General features: G+C 62.8%; 9 protein-coding genes. 3 read left to right on the forward strand and 6 right to left on the reverse strand.

The genetic code is table 11. The features are described from left to right. Nucleotides 1–20: 20 nt before the first annotated feature. Together LUN51_RS02265 and cra are read right to left on the reverse strand one after the other, a co-directional pair. Nucleotides 21–674 carry a phosphoribosyltransferase gene (locus LUN51_RS02265; RefSeq protein WP_277809951.1) on the reverse strand — a complete coding sequence of 218 codons (654 nt, stop codon included), beginning with the start codon at nucleotides 672–674 and terminating at the stop codon, nucleotides 21–23. Nucleotides 675–749: 75 nt separating this feature from the next. After that, the gene (cra, locus tag LUN51_RS02270; protein WP_277809952.1) at nucleotides 750–1,763 is read right to left on the reverse strand and encodes a catabolite repressor/activator; all 1,014 of its coding nucleotides are present in this window, start codon (nucleotides 1,761–1,763) and stop codon (nucleotides 750–752) included. A 314-nt stretch (nucleotides 1,764–2,077) separates the two neighbouring features. On the opposite strand from cra, the gene ptsP reads away from it, so the two are divergent. From ptsP to fruA, 3 genes are read left to right on the forward strand one after another with little or no spacing between them, the layout of a single operon-like run. Then, nucleotides 2,078–4,954 (forward strand): phosphoenolpyruvate--protein phosphotransferase, encoded by a 2,877-nt coding sequence (gene ptsP / locus LUN51_RS02275; protein WP_277809953.1) that lies wholly within the window; start codon nucleotides 2,078–2,080, stop codon nucleotides 4,952–4,954. Then, nucleotides 4,954–5,922, forward strand: a complete 969-nt coding sequence (gene pfkB, locus LUN51_RS02280) for a 1-phosphofructokinase (protein WP_277809954.1) — start codon at nucleotides 4,954–4,956, stop codon at nucleotides 5,920–5,922. The genes ptsP and pfkB overlap by 1 nt, the downstream gene beginning before the upstream one ends. Continuing rightward, nucleotides 5,919–7,688: a PTS fructose transporter subunit IIBC gene (gene fruA / locus LUN51_RS02285; RefSeq protein ID WP_277809955.1), complete on the forward strand. Its 1,770-nt coding sequence runs from the start codon at nucleotides 5,919–5,921 to the stop codon at nucleotides 7,686–7,688. The genes pfkB and fruA overlap by 4 nt, the downstream gene beginning before the upstream one ends. Nucleotides 7,689–8,067: 379 nt before the next feature. Here fruA and LUN51_RS02290 read toward each other — a convergent pair whose 3' ends face one another. From LUN51_RS02290 to otsB, 4 genes are all read right to left on the reverse strand, one after another. Next, nucleotides 8,068–10,122 carry a choline transporter gene (locus LUN51_RS02290; RefSeq protein WP_277809956.1) on the reverse strand — a complete coding sequence of 685 codons (2,055 nt, stop codon included), beginning with the start codon at nucleotides 10,120–10,122 and terminating at the stop codon, nucleotides 8,068–8,070. Nucleotides 10,123–10,448: 326 nt separating this feature from the next. After that, a complete protein-coding gene (locus LUN51_RS02295; RefSeq protein WP_277809957.1) occupies nucleotides 10,449–11,825 on the reverse strand; it encodes an alpha,alpha-trehalose-phosphate synthase (UDP-forming) in 1,377 nt (458 codons plus the stop codon). Next, nucleotides 11,822–13,639 carry a glycoside hydrolase family 15 protein gene (locus LUN51_RS02300; RefSeq protein ID WP_277809958.1) on the reverse strand — a complete coding sequence of 606 codons (1,818 nt, stop codon included), beginning with the start codon at nucleotides 13,637–13,639 and terminating at the stop codon, nucleotides 11,822–11,824. Before LUN51_RS02300 ends, LUN51_RS02295 begins: the two co-directional genes overlap by 4 nt. After that, entirely contained in the window at nucleotides 13,603–14,355 is a 753-nt protein-coding gene (gene otsB / locus LUN51_RS02305; protein WP_277809959.1) for a trehalose-phosphatase, read from the reverse strand. Before otsB ends, LUN51_RS02300 begins: the two co-directional genes overlap by 37 nt. Between the last annotated feature and the right edge of the window lie 73 nt (nucleotides 14,356–14,428).

Raw genomic sequence — 14,428 nt, forward strand, 5'->3', positions numbered from 1 at the left:
GGGCGGCTTGCATGCCGTCATCAAGCGTCTCGCGCATTGCGCAAGCAGGCGCTCACCTCGGCGTCGCTGGTCTGGTCGAAGTGCCGGTACCACTGACCCACCGAGGCAAAGTGTTCCGGCGCTGCCAGACATACAACGTGATCGACCTCGGGGCGCAGTGAATCGAGGCTCTCGGGAGCTGCCACCGGCACTGCCAGAGTGCAGTACTCGGCGCCTAGGCGGCGCACCGCACGAATCGCCGCACGCATGGTTGCACCGGTGGCAATGCCATCGTCGACCAGTATCACTTGCCGGCCGGTGAGCGACGGGTAAGCTCGGTCGCCGCGAAACGCGTGTTCGCGACGCTCGAGTTCGTGGCGCTCATGGTCGATGACCGATTCGAGTCGCCGCGCGTCGACGCCCAGCCGCTGGATAAGGGGCTTGTCGAGTACCTGTACGCCACCGCTGGCGATGGCGCCCATGGCGAATTCTTCGTGACCGGGCACCCCCAGCTTGCGTACGACCATCACGTCGAGGGGGATACCTAGGGCGTGAGCGATCTCGGCGGCAACCGGTACACCGCCACGGGGGAGGCCCAGTACGAGAGCCGAAGCGTCAACGTGGCCCCGTAAGCGCTGGGCGAGGCGCCGACCGGCGTCTCGACGGTCTTGCAGTGGTAGCTCTTGCTCTTTCATGATGAGCCTCATCGGGTGAATGACAATCCTGAAGACAGCATGGCCAGTTTTTCGCGCCCGGGCCAACACCGCCGCTCAAGGTGTCGGGGCGTGCGTCCGCTCGAGGCTCCGGCGGTCGTACAGCGAGCGTTCGATGATGTCGATGCCGGGGCGGTAATTGCCGGATGCTGCCTGCATGGCGCGGGTCAGGGCCAGTTCGGCGATGCGGTCGTGATGCTGGGGCAGGGAGTTGACTGCCAACGGCAGGAAGTCCAGTAGGCGGTCGTCGCCGAATGTCGCCAGACGCAGCTCTTCGGGTAGCCCCCCTTGTTCGAGCAGAACATCGAAGACGCCATCGAGTAGCACATAGGACGCAGTAACGAGAGCGTCGGGCATGCCGTGCTCGTCGATCAGGCGACGCATGAGCGCCGCGCCGGTGGCACGGTCGTAGCGCGCGCCGCTGAGCAATATCGGACTGTCGAGGGATGCCTCGCGAACCGTCTCCAGAAAGCCTGCCCGCCGTTCCACGCTGATCGACAGCTCTGGCACTGCATCCAGCCAAGCAATGCGAGCGACCTCGGCGTCTAGCACCGAACGCGTCAGTGCGCCGGCGGCCTGATGGTTGTTACTGACCACACAGACTACGCGTTCAGGGTCGAGGGCGCGGTCGAGGGCAATGATCGGCAGACCACTCGCCATTAGGTCGGGATAGAAGGGGTCGTCCATGGCCAGGCTGCTAGCGACGATAAGGGCATCGCAGCGCTGGGCGCGCAAGGCTCGCGCTAGCTCGCGTTCGGTGTCCGGGTCATCGTCCGAGCCGGCGATCAGCAACTGGTAGCCCAGACGGCGCGCGCCATTCTCTAGACGTTTGGCCAGGCGGGCGTAACTGGTGTTTTCCAGGTCCGGCACGATGAATCCCAACGTGCGACTCGCGCCCCGGCGCAGCGCCGCCGCCTGAGCATCGATACGGTAGTCATGCTTGGCGACCACGGCCATGACGTGCGCCACTGTCTCCGGCCGGATGCGCCGCTCGGCGGCCTGGCCGTTGATCACGTAACTTGCCGTGGTACGCGAGACGCCCGCCAGTCGAGCGATTTCTGCGAGAGTCATGGGTGCATTCCTTGAATGAGCCGACGATACAAAAGCGCCTATTCTAGAGGCTGGTAGGCGGTCTTGCTTGTCCGCCCCTGCGAAGGTCTAGTCCCGTGTGGCTTGATAAATCGTAGTGAACGTTTCAGCATTGCTCCTAAGATAGCTGACACGATTCAGCCCGTCATCTGCGAACGCCGGATGGTCGGCTTCCAATCGTCGGCATGTTCCGGTTCGACGGTGCTCATTCTTATAGGCGGTGCCACGTCGGGCGTGATCGTTGGCCTTACCCGGGGGACGGACGGCTCCGTTCCGGCGGCATTCTGGAGATATCCATGCTGACACTGACAAGCGAAGACGTTCTACTCGACCGGCACGCCGATGATTGGCGCGATGCCTTGAATCAGGCTGGCGATGCCTTGGTCGAGGCCGGTCGTGTGGCGCCCGGTTACCGTGACGGCCTGCACGCGCGTGAGGCGCAGTCGTCGACCTACTTGGGCAATGGTATTGCCATTCCTCACGGCACTCCCGAGAGTCGCGAACACGTCAAGACCACCGGCGTGCGGGTACTGCAATTCCCGCAGGGCATAGAGTGGCACGATGGCCAGCGGGTGACGCTGCTGGTGACCATCGCCGCGCAGAGCGACGAGCATCTCGATATTCTGCGCCAGTTGACGCACGTGCTTGATCGCGATGGCGTAGCTGAGCGTCTGGCGGCTGCCGACAGCCGCGAAGAGATCATTACGCTGTTGTCCAAAGCACCGGTCGAGGCGCGTCTGGATGCCGATACGCTGTGCCTGGGGTTCCCCGCGCGCGACCGCTTCGAGTTAGCGCTGGCCGCCGCGGCGCGCTTGCGCCAGGTGGGCAGCGTGGATAGCAGCTTCGTGGCCGAGATCAACACGCTGGAGCCGGTAGCGCTGGGCCAGGGATTATGGCTGGTGAGCAGTGCCCAGGGCGTCATCACGCCGACGCTGGGCGTGGCCACGCCGGAGCAGGCTTTCTCGGGCCCCAAGGGGCCGGTCAATGCGGTCTTCTGTCTGGCGGCGCAAGGTGATGCGCATCGCGGTTTGCTCGAACGCCTGGGTAGCCTGCTGGATGCCGGCGATGGGGAGAGTCTCGCCGATGCCGACGCGGCGACGTTACTGGCGCGCTTGTCGGGAGAGTCCGCCGAGGCGGATACGGCGCGCGCAACGGTACTCAATGCCCATGGCCTGCATGCGCGTCCGGCGAAGCAGCTGGTGCAGGTTGCCCGGCGCCAGGCCATGCCGGTCAAAGTGCGTTTGCTCGAGGGTAGTGCCGAGGCGGTCTCGGCGGCGAGTCTGACCAAGGTCATCGGATTGGGTGCGCGACGCGGCCAGACGCTGGTGTTCTCCGCCGAAGGCGAGGGCGCCAGCGAGGCGCTGGAAGCTCTCGTCGCGGCCGTCAGGGAGGGCCTCGGCGAGCACGTGACGCCGCTTCAGGAGACGTCGTTCGAGGCGCCCACTGCCGAGGATGAGAGCCTTCCCGCGCCCTTGGAAGACGACGTCGCGCATCCCGCCGTGTCGGCGTCACCGGGGCTGGCCATCGCGCCGGCCTTCGTGATGCGTACGCCGAGATTCGAGTACCCCGAACGGGCCGACGGTCTCGATGAAACTCGTCGCGGCGATAGCGCTGCGCAACTGGTCCGTCTCGATGCCGCGATCCGAGAAGCCGCCGAGCAACTTCGTGCCTTGGTGCGGACTGCTCAGGGTGGGGAGGTCGCCGAGATACTGTCGATGCACGAGGAAATGCTCGACGACCCCGAGCTGCGTGAAGCGGCGCACGAATCGCTGAATACCGGCATGAGCGCCGAGGCGGCATGGTGGTCGGCCATCGACACCGCCGCCCGCGCACAGGAAAACCTCGCCGATCGGCTGCTTGCCGAGCGTGCCGCCGACCTGCGTGACGTCGGCCGCCGCGTGCTGGGGATTCTGTGCGGCGTGCGCCTGCCCACGCCGCCGGAAACGCCCTACGTGCTGGTCACCGACGATGTCGGCCCGTCCGACGTGGCGCGGCTGGATACCAGCAAGGTCCGGGGTCTGGTCACTGCGCGTGGCGGCGCCACCTCGCACAGTGCGATTCTCGCCCGCGCGCTGGGTATTCCTGCCGTGGTGGGCGCTGGCGAACGCGTACTGACGCTGACCAATGACATTGATGTCATCGTCGATGGCGAGCGTGGCCGCGTGATTCCCGCACCCTCCGATGAGCGCCGGTCGCGTACCGAGCTGCGCTTGAAGGAGCACGAGATGCGCGAGCGTGAGGCCTATGCTGCGCGGCATGAGGAAGCGCGCACGCAGGATGGCCATCGTGTCGAGGTCGCCGCCAACCTGGGCAACACGGCTCACGCGGCGGATGCCGTCGAACGCGGCGCCGAGGGCGTGGGGCTGCTGCGTACCGAGTTCGTATTCATGGCGCACCCCGAAGCGCCGGATCTGGACACCCAGATCGCCGAATATCGCCAGGCCATCGACGCGCTCGACGGGCGCCCGCTGGTCGCCCGCACGCTGGATGTCGGCGGTGACAAGCCCTTGCCGTACTGGCCGCTGCCCCAAGAAGATAACCCTTTCCTCGGTTTGCGGGGCATTCGCTTGGCGCTGACCCGCCCCGAGGTGCTCGAGACGCAACTGCGTGCCCTGCTGACTGCCGCCGGCGATCGGCCGCTGCGGGTCATGTTCCCGATGGTCAAGGACATCGCCGAGTTCCGCGCCGCTCGCGAGATCTTCGATCGCGTGCAGGCCGAGGTGAAGGCTGGCGACGTGCAACTGGGGGTGATGATCGAGATTCCCTCGTGCGCGCTGTTGGCACCGAGCCTGGCCGCCGAGGTCGATTTCTTCTCCATCGGTACCAATGATCTGACCCAGTACACCCTGGCCATCGATCGCGGTCATGCCGAGCTCTCGGCCCAGGCCGATGGGCTGCATCCCGCCGTATTGGCGCTGATCCGCATGACCGTCGATGCGGCGCACGCCCAGGGCAAATGGGTCGGCGTATGCGGCGAACTGGCCAGCGACGCCCAGGCGGTTCCCGTGTTGGTGGGGCTGGGTGTCGATGAGCTTTCGGTCTCGGCGCGGCAGGTGCCGATGGTCAAGGCGCGGCTGCGTGAGCTGACCCTAGAGACCGCGCGTCATCATGCCGATATGGCCCTGCGCCAGTCGACCAGCGATGCCGTACGCGAAGCGCTGGAGGCCCTCTGATGGCGCGCGTGCTGACATTGACGCTCAATCCTGCGCTGGACCTGGCGATTCGTTTGCCCGCGCTGACCCTGGGGGCGGTCAATCGCACCGATGCTACCCATCTCGAAGCGGCGGGTAAGGGGGTCAATGTTGCCCGTGTACTAGCGGCGCTGGGCCATGAGGTAGCGGTCTCGGGCTTTCTGGGCGCCGACAACGATGGCGCCTTCGTGCGTGCCTTTGCCAACTGGGGGCTCGAGGACGCCTTCCTGCGCTTGCCCGGTGACACGCGTATCAATGCCAAGGTGGCCGAGGCTCAGGGACGCATCACCGATATCAATGGCCCTGGTCTCGAGGTCACGAGTGATGACCTGGCGGCGCTGTATCGTGCGCTCGAGGCACGAGTGGCGGACGCCGCGACACGGCCCGATGCGGTGGTGATTGCCGGTAGCTTGCCACCCGGCGTCACGCCCGGCGATCTGGGCACCTTGATTCGCTGGCTGCGTGCGCGTGACCTGCCGGTCTGGGTGGATACCAGCGGCGCGGCGTTGAACGCCGCGATTGCCGCCACGCCCAGTGCCGTCAAGCCCAACGAGACGGAATTGGCCGAGTGGGCGGGTGAGCCGCTGGAAGACGCTGCGTCGCGCCTGGCCGCTGCCACACGCTTGCATGCGTCAGGCATCGAGCATGCCCTGGTGTCGTTGGGCGGCGAAGGCATGTTGTGGGTGGGGCCGCAAGGCAGCTGGCAGGCTACGCCGCCGCGTGTCGAGGTCGCAAGCACGGTGTGCGCCGGCGATACGTTGCTGGCGGCAATGCTCCACGGCCGGCTCGCAGATCTCACTGCTGAGGTCACCTTACGCCTGGCGACGGCACTATCCGCCGAGGCGGTTCGTCATGTCGGGGTGGGCGATTTGCATGCCTCGGACCTAGAGCAACTCCAACAAAACACGTGCGTGCATCGGCTCGACGATAACGCGAGGGAGGACTCATGAAAGCGATCCTGATCACGGCCTGCCCGAGTGGTGTGGCGACGACGTTCCTGGCCGCTCGACGCCTTGAGCAGGCCGCCCAGCGTCGCGGTTGGCAGGCCACGGTGGAAATGCATGGCGAGCTCGAGCCGCCGCAGCCGGTGTCCGAGGCGGACGTGTGCGATGCCGACCTGGTGATCGTGGCCGCCGACCATGTGCCGGAGGCGTCGCGTTTCGTGGATAAGCGTTTGTTCCAAGCGCCCATCGCCGAGGCGCTGCCCGACCCGGATGCGTTCCTCTCACGCGCCGAGCGCGAGGCCGCTCCTTACAGTGGTGATGCGGCGAGTGTCGCCACCAGCGCGGCCCCAGAGGCGGACAAGGGGCAGCGCATCGTGGCGGTGACGGCTTGTCCGACCGGCGTCGCGCATACCTTCATGGCGGCCGAGGCACTGGAAGACGCCGGGCGTAGCCTGGGGCATCATATGCGTGTCGAGACCCAGGGCTCGGTGGGAGCACAGAACCAACTGACTGAGGCGGATATCGCCGCCGCCGATGTGGTGTTGCTGGCCTGCGATATCGAAGTCGACGATGAGCGTTTCGCGGGCAAGCGTATCTATCGCACGTCCACGGGTAATGCGCTCAAAAAGGCCCGGCAGACTGTTCAGGAAGCCCTCGCCGAAGCCGCTGTGGAGCGCCAGGGTGGCGGCGCTACCGGGTCCGCTGAAAAAACCGCCGGCAAGGGCAAGAGCGTCAAGGAAAAAGGGGTCTACAAGCACCTGCTGACGGGTGTCTCGTTCATGCTGCCCATGGTCGTCGCCGGTGGTTTGTGCATCGCGCTGTCGTTCGTGTTCGGCATCGAGGCCTTCAAGGAAGAAGGGACGCTGGCGGCGGCCTTGATGCAGATCGGTGGTGATGCCGCCTTCGCCTTGATGGTGCCGGTGCTCGCCGGTTATATCGCCTATTCCATCGCCGATCGGCCGGGGATTGCACCCGGCATGATTGGGGGGATGCTTGCCAGCAATATAGGCGCTGGGTTCATCGGCGGCATTCTCGCTGGTTTTCTAGCGGGGTACGCCGCTAAGGCCATTACCCGGTATCTCAAGCTGCCGGCGAGCGTGGAATCGCTCAAGCCGATTCTGATCATTCCCCTGCTGGCGAGCTTGTTTACCGGTCTGGTGATGATCTATGTGATCGGCACGCCGGTGGCGGGGCTGCTTGATGCGTTGACCAATTTCCTCAACGGCATGGGCTCGACCAACGCCGTGCTGCTGGGGATGTTGCTCGGCGGGATGATGTGCGTCGACATGGGCGGGCCGGTCAACAAGGCGGCGTATACCTTTGGTGTGGGGCTGCTGTCGAGTGAGACCTATGCGCCGATGGCGGCCATCATGGCGGCGGGGATGGTGCCGCCACTGGCGATGGGGATCGCTAGCATGCTGGCCAAGCGCAAGTTCGATACGACCGAGCGCGAGGGGGGCAAGGCGGCCTTCGTGTTGGGGCTTTGCTTCATTACCGAAGGCGCGATCCCCTTCGCCGCCAAAGACCCGCTGCGTGTGTTGCCGGTATGCATCGTCGGCGGTGCCGTGACCGGGGCCATGTCGATGTATTTCGGTATTCAGTTGATGGCACCGCATGGTGGGCTCTTCGTGTTGCTGATTCCCCACGCGGTCAACCTGGCGCTGCTGTATCTCGTGTCCATCGCGGTGGGCGCGGTGATCGCCGGGGTAGCGTATGCCGTCATCAAACCGGGTGCCTCTGCCATGCCGGTCGAAGAGAAAGTGGCATCTTGATATGCCGCTTGCCAGACGTGCCCGCCAGCGAGGGCGCCAATGCAAGGGGGCCATAAGGTTCATTGCACTTTGCCAGGAAATGCGGCATAGATCATCGCGAACAAGTTCGCTCCCACAGTCCCTGCCAGTTAGCTTGTCCTTGTGGGAGGAACTTGTTCCCGATAGCGGTGAGCATGGCAGGTCGACTACACGGATCATCGCCAATTAAGTACGCTTCAATACTGCTGGTAGCTTGCCTCTGTGCTTGATCGAGCTGACAGTCGTTTCTCCATCCTGCTTGTCCTCATAGGTCCTGTCTCACGCTGATCTGCGAAGAACTAATAAAAAGGGGCGCATCTGGCGATGCGCCCCTAATGGGTCGGTGTGGCGGTTGCCTAGATCATGCCGGCGGTTGCTCAGTGCTGTCGGGCATGGCCACGGTCCCCGGCGCTTGCCGGTTCATGTGCAGGAAGTGGAGATGACGTTCGTACTGATCGAGAATGTCTTCGATCACCTGCCCTTTATTGTAGCCCATCAGGTCGTAGCCCTGGCTGCCCTCGAGCAGATAGACCTCTAGGCGATAGTAATGGGCATTATCCTGTTGGGCGCGAAGTGCGAACGAGGGGGTGGCGAAACGGCGCGGCCAGATCTGATAGGTGAAGTTCTGCTCGTCGCCGAGGCTTACATTGAGTGCAAGATGCGCTTCGTCGCCTTCCTTCTCTTCGACCTCGACGTTGACGCCTTCCTGGCCGATGGCCTGACTGACTTCCTGCATGGCCGGTTTGGCCACTTCATCGAGGAAGCGTCGTGCCTGCTTGTCGCCCGGGAAACTCATCGCTCGGCTGAGGCGTTGGCGCCAACCGCGCGGCGCGCGCTCGCCGCCACCGGTGCGGCTGGAAAGGTGCCCGGCGAGGCTGGAGCGATGGCTGTCCTCTTTGAGACCTTCCACACGCAGCGCCTTGAGCAAGCCCGCCATCATAAAGAACAGCACGATGGAGAAGGGCAGGCCGGTGATGACCACCACGCTCTGTAGGGCCGACAAGCCACCGGCCATGAGCAACGCTAGCGTCAGCAAGCCAATCACGCAGGCCCATAGGATGCGCATCCAGATCGGTGCGTCGCTGTTCACGTCTTTGAGCTTGGAGGTGAAGTTGGAGAGAACCAATGCCCCGGAGTCTCCCGACGTGACGAAGAAAACGATGGCCAGAATGGTCGTGACCAGCGTGGTAATTCCGGTCAGCGGCAAGGATTCGAGGAACAGATAGATGGACGAAGCCGGCGTGTTCATCGCCGCATCCCCGAAATCTGTGGCCCCGTTCATGACCATGTCGATGGCGCTGTTCCCCATGATCGACATCCACGCCATCATGAAGACCAACGGCAGAATGAGCGTGCCGGCCACGAATTCACGAATCGTGCGGCCGCGCGAGATACGTGCCAGGAAAAGACCCACGAAAGGCCCCCAGGCAATCCACCAGGCCCAGAAAAACAGGGTCCAGCCATTGAGCCAAGCAGAGGGCGGATCGAAGGCGTAGGTATTCATCGAGAGGCTGATGAAGTCGGAAAAGTAGTCGCCGACGTTGAGCACCAGCACGTTGAGCAGGAACAAGGTCTTGCCGCTGAAGAGTACGAACAGCAACAGCAACAGGGCCAGCAGCATGTTGAACTCGGATAGGCGGCGAATGCCTTTCTCTACCCCGGTGACGGCGGACACCGTGGCGAAGAATACGATCATGATCACCAACGCCGCTTGCACCAGGGTATTCTCGGGAATCGAGAACATGTAGCTGAGGCCGAAGTTGAGCTGGATGACCCCGATTCCCAGGCTGGTAGCGATACCGAAGACCGTGCCCAGCACCGCGGCGATATCCACGGTATGCCCAATGGGACCATGGATTTTCTTGCCGAAGATGGGATAGAGCGCGCTGCGGATGGTCAGCGGCAGATTATGCCGGTAGCTGAAGAACGCTAGCGACATGCCCACCAACGTGTAAATGCCCCATCCGGAAAGTCCCCAGTGAAGGAACGTTAGCTGCATGGCGTGCCGCGCGGCTTCTATCGTGTTGCCTTCACCTTCGGGAGGCGTTAGGAACTGGGTTACCGGTTCGGCGATACAGAAAAACAACAGGTCGATGCCGATCCCTGCCGAGAACAACATCGCCGCCCAGGAGGCCATGTTGAAGTCGGGCTTGGAGTGATCGGGCCCCAACTTGATCTTGCCGAAACGTGACAGGCCAATGCCGATCACGAACACTAAGTAGGCAACCACGGCGAGGAAGTAATACCAACCGAAGGTGTTGGAAATCCAGCCCAGAATGGCGTTGATGATGCCGCTGGCCGAGTCGGTGAAAAACATCGTCCAGAGCGCGAAGAGCACGATGCCAATCACCGAACCGTAGAAGACCACCGGATTGAGGCGGTCGCGGCTGACGTCGTCGGTGTGTTGTGGATGCATGAGCAATCCTCTAGTTGTGTAAGCACGACGGTAGCGAGACGAGAGGCGCGTTCTTTTACTAGGGCCGAGTCAAGATGTGGTCTGGCCGCGCGCCGCCGTCGTGAACACGACCTACCCATGCGAGCTCCTTGGCAGCGGATCTCTGGCCGCTGCCGAGATGTTCGCGGGAGACGTGACTGTCTTGGTTGCGTGTCACGCTCCGTTGGAGGCATGCGTCACGTAGCTACCGATGGAATGAAATCATATTTTTATTAATTGATTGTTCAATCAAAATACGTGGTTATGCATCGCCTTTCAACCGTTAGGCGAAATCTAAGCGGCGGATTTCAACCCGATACGGCATACCCGAGATCGTCCAAGAAACGCTGCCACCAGCGCGTCAGGTCATTGCAGCGGACGCTAGCCAGCATGCTGGCATGGCGTTGGCAACGCTCTTCGTATGGCATCTGCAGTGCTTGATCGAGCGCTTCTGCGATGGCATGCGGGTCGTAGGGGTTGACCAGCAAGGCGCCCTCGAGCTCATGCGCGGCGCCGGCGAGTTCACTGAGCACCAGCGCGCCGGGGTTGCGGCTGTCCTGGGCCGCGACGAACTCCTTGCATACCAGGTTCATGCCATCGCGCAGCGGTGTGACAAGACCCACCTGGGCGGCGCGAAAGAGCCCCATGAGGGCGGTGCGCGGATAAGTCTTGTTGATATAGTGCACTGGCACCCAATCGAGATCGGAATGCAGGCCGTTGATGTGGCCGGCTTGGGATTCGAGCTGCTGGCGAAGGTCGTCGTATTCAGCGATGGCACTTCGCGAAGGGCTTGCGACTTGCGTATAGAGTACCTGGCGCCGGTATTGGGGGTAGTCGTCGAGCAGATGCTCGAAGGCGAGCATGCGTTCGCCGAGTCCCTTGGAATAGTCGAGCCGGTCGGCGCCGGCGATCAGCGCACAGCCGCCCAACGAGGCGCGTAGCTGACGGACGGCTTGCTTGGTTTCGCTGTGCTGTGCCTCGCGTTGCAGTGTGTCGACATCGATGCCCACGGGATAGATGCCGAGTTTCAGGCGTCGGTCGCCGTAGCGCAGCACATTGTCACTGCGCTTGGCCCCGAGGATGCGGATCGCGGCGTGGCAGAAGGTTTCGAGGTCTTGGGGCGTCTGGAATCCCAGCAAGTCGTAAGCGAAGAAGTTTGCCAGCAAGTCGCGATGTCCGGGAATACAGCGCAACAGCTCGGCGCTGGGAAAGGGAATGTGCAGAAAGAAACCCATCGGGGCGTGGCTCCCCTGGCGCCGCAGGGCTTCACCAAGGGGGATCAGGTGGTAGTCGTGTACCCAGATGAGCTCGTCGCCGGTGAGCAGCGTGCTGAGTTTCTCGGCGAAATGCAGGTTGGTCGCGTAGTAGACCTGGGCATGGCGGCGTTGGAATTTCATGGCGCCCAGATTGAAGTGAAAGATCGGCCACAGCACTTCGTTGGAGAAACCCAGGTAATAGTTATCGTGCTGCTCCGCGTTCAGCGGCAAGGTGGCGTAGGTAATGCCGTTGCGGCGTGTCTGCGTCGGTTGTGGAGAAGAGTCATGGCAAATCTCGCCATTCCAACCGAACCACATGCCCCCATGGCGGGCGAGGGCGCTATTGAGCGCCATCGCCAGGCCGCCTGCCTGTGAGCGTCCGGCCTCGGGGATCGATACCCGGTTAGAGACCACGACAAGGTCTTTCATAGCGCTTCCTCCCAGCTCTTGCTGAGGTGCAGCGCCGAGTTGATCAGCCCCACCATGCTGTAGGTTTGCGGGAAGTTGCCCCATAGCTGATGACTGTTGGGGTCGAGATCCTCTGAGAGTAGCCCGACCTTGTTGCGACATGCCAGCAGCTCCTCGAACAGCCGCCTGGCTTCGGTGTGATCACCGATCGCCCAGAGCGCGTCGATATACCAGAAAGTGCAGATATTGAAGGCGTTTTCGGGCGCCCCGAAATCATCGTCGGCGACGTAGCGAAAGAGGTGGTTGCCACGCCGCAAATGTCGGCCGATCGCCTTGACGGTGGCGACGAAGCGCGGGTCGCTGGCGGGCAGGAAGCCAAGCTCGTTGATGAGCAACAGGCTGGCATCCAGGCCCTCGCCGCCGAAACTCTCGGCGAAGAAATCTTGCGTCTCGTTCCAGGATTCGGTGCAGATGGTGCGATGCATGGTATCGGCGGTATCGCGCCAGTGCCGCGCGGCGCTGTCCAGATCGAGCTGCGCGGCGATCTTGGCCAGCCGGTCGCAGGCCGCCCAGCACATGATAGCCGAGTAAGTATGCACACGCTCACGGCCGCGATATTCCCAAATGCTGGCATCCGGCCGGTCGTAACATTCGGCGGCCAAGCGGCCCAGGGGCTCGAGGCGCCGGAATAGCGTCTCGTTGCCGACCTCCTCGAGACGCTGATCGAAGAAGACCTGGTTAGCGGCCAGGATGACGGCGCCGTAGACGTCATGCTGATTTTGTAAATAGGCCGCGTTGCCCACGCGCACTGGCCCCATGCCGTGATAGCCGGCGAGTTTTTCCATGGCGTGTTCGTCTAGGACGGTCTCGCCACCGATGCCATACAGCGGCTGCAGCTGGTGATGCTGGGTACCGACGACGAGATCGATAATGTAGTGCAGGAAGTTTTCCATCGTCCCTGTCGCGCCGAGCCGGTTGAGTGCATGCACCACGAAGTACGCATCGCGTAGCCAGCAGTAACGGTAATCCCAGTTACGCTGGGTGTTCGCGGCTTCGGGAATCGATGTGGTCATGGCGGCGACGACGGCGCCGGTGTCGTCGAAGGTGCTGAGTTTCAACGTGATAGCGGCACGAATGACCGCATCCTGCCATTCGAAGGGCACAGCCAGCCGGCTCACCCAGTCATGCCAATAGCGACGCGTTTCTTCGCAATAGTGGTTGTAGAGGCGCGCGGGTGAGGTGGTCAGGCTCTCGTCGGGGCCCAGCAAGAAGTGTAGCGGGCGATCCAGAGCGTGAGCCGATTCCTGCTGGATATGGGTGATCGAAGCGTCCGTGGTCAAGCGCACCACACCGTCCTGGCACAGGTAGCGTACATGATGGCTACCGTGGGTCGTGTCGGGGGGGATGGCCTCGTAGCCTTGTACCGGGCGCATTCGCATGCGGATGACCGGCGTGCCAGCGAGTCGCTCGACGCGACGGCAAAGCGATGTGGGATGAAATTCTCGACCGAATTGTAGAAAACGGGGGCAAAAGTCGGTAATGCGTACCCGGCCACCGTCGGCATCGTCGATTTCCGTGCATAAGATAGCGGTGTTGCGAACGTAGTACTGATGGCTGGCGACGCGGTTCTCGACCTCGATGGCAAAGTAGCCATAATCCTGCGTATCCACCAGGCGCGAAAACATCGGTGCGCTATCCAGGCGTGGAAAACAGAACCAGACGATACGCGATTGGTCGTCGATCAAGCCGCTGACTTGGCAGTTGCCCACCACACCCAACTCGAGTGTCGGGTCTTGCGTTAGGGTGGCATGCTCCTTGTCTGATGTTCCAACCATGATAAAACCTCCTCAATGCTATCCAGGCGATACGTGGCTTGACTCTGCGCGGCTTCACCGACGCGCACGGAGAAGCCGCCGTGGGCATTGACGACGGGGAATGCGTCCTCGTCCGTGCGGTCGTCGCCAATGAACAGTGGGATGCGCTGCTGAAAGGGTGGCGTATCGAGCAGTTTCTGCACGGCACGCCCCTTGTGGCACGCATGATGACGAAGCTCCAGCAGGCACTTGCCCTCGGTGAGTTGGTAGGTGTCGCGGTAGGCCTGCCAAAGGCGTGTCATCGTGTCTCGGCAGGCCCGTTCGTACTGGGGCGCCTGACGGTAGTGGAGAGTGAAGGCGTACGTTTTGTCCTCGAATACGGTGCCGGGATGTTGTTGTGTGAATTCGGCCAGGAAAGCACCCAGATACGCCACGGCCTCGGGTTCGAGCCGCTCGGCGTGTCGGGCGCCATCACCGTCGCGTCTCTGCGCGCCGTGGCAACCTATGAGGGTTAGCGGCAGAGGCGCCGTTAGGCGCTCCAGATCGGCCAGGCGGCGGCCGCTGATAACGGCCACGGCGCCCTCTAGTTGGGTCTGCAGGATGCTTAGCAAGCGGCGCTGTCGAAGCGGCAGCATGACGGCATCCGGGTGCGATGCGATGGGCACCAAGGTGCCGTCGAAATCGAGAAACAGGGCGATGTTGGAAAAAGAAAGGGCCGACGGTAATGGCGTCTGCATGCCGATATCGGTCTCAGTATTCGTAGTCAATATTCTTAAGCGTTGGTCATGCAAGGAAAAATTGCAAGCGGAC

The sequence above is a fragment of the Chromohalobacter canadensis genome (assembly GCF_029544075.1).
Taxonomy (GTDB): domain Bacteria; phylum Pseudomonadota; class Gammaproteobacteria; order Pseudomonadales; family Halomonadaceae; genus Chromohalobacter; species Chromohalobacter canadensis_A.

Excerpts from the sequence above, each read along its gene's own strand:
- LUN51_RS02265 (WP_277809951.1), bottom strand. The coding sequence starts at position 674 with ATGAAAGAGCAAGAGCTACCACTGCAAGACCGTCGAGACGCCGGTCGG.
- cra (WP_277809952.1), bottom strand. The coding sequence starts at position 1,763 with ATGACTCTCGCAGAAATCGCTCGACTGGCGGGCGTCTCGCGTACCACG.
- ptsP (WP_277809953.1), top strand. The coding sequence starts at position 2,078 with ATGCTGACACTGACAAGCGAAGACGTTCTACTCGACCGGCACGCCGAT.
- pfkB (WP_277809954.1), top strand. The coding sequence starts at position 4,954 with ATGGCGCGCGTGCTGACATTGACGCTCAATCCTGCGCTGGACCTGGCG.
- fruA (WP_277809955.1), top strand. The coding sequence starts at position 5,919 with ATGAAAGCGATCCTGATCACGGCCTGCCCGAGTGGTGTGGCGACGACG.
- LUN51_RS02290 (WP_277809956.1), bottom strand. The coding sequence starts at position 10,122 with ATGCATCCACAACACACCGACGACGTCAGCCGCGACCGCCTCAATCCG.
- LUN51_RS02295 (WP_277809957.1), bottom strand. The coding sequence starts at position 11,825 with ATGAAAGACCTTGTCGTGGTCTCTAACCGGGTATCGATCCCCGAGGCC.
- LUN51_RS02300 (WP_277809958.1), bottom strand. The coding sequence starts at position 13,639 with ATGGTTGGAACATCAGACAAGGAGCATGCCACCCTAACGCAAGACCCG.
- otsB (WP_277809959.1), bottom strand. The coding sequence starts at position 14,355 with ATGCAGACGCCATTACCGTCGGCCCTTTCTTTTTCCAACATCGCCCTG.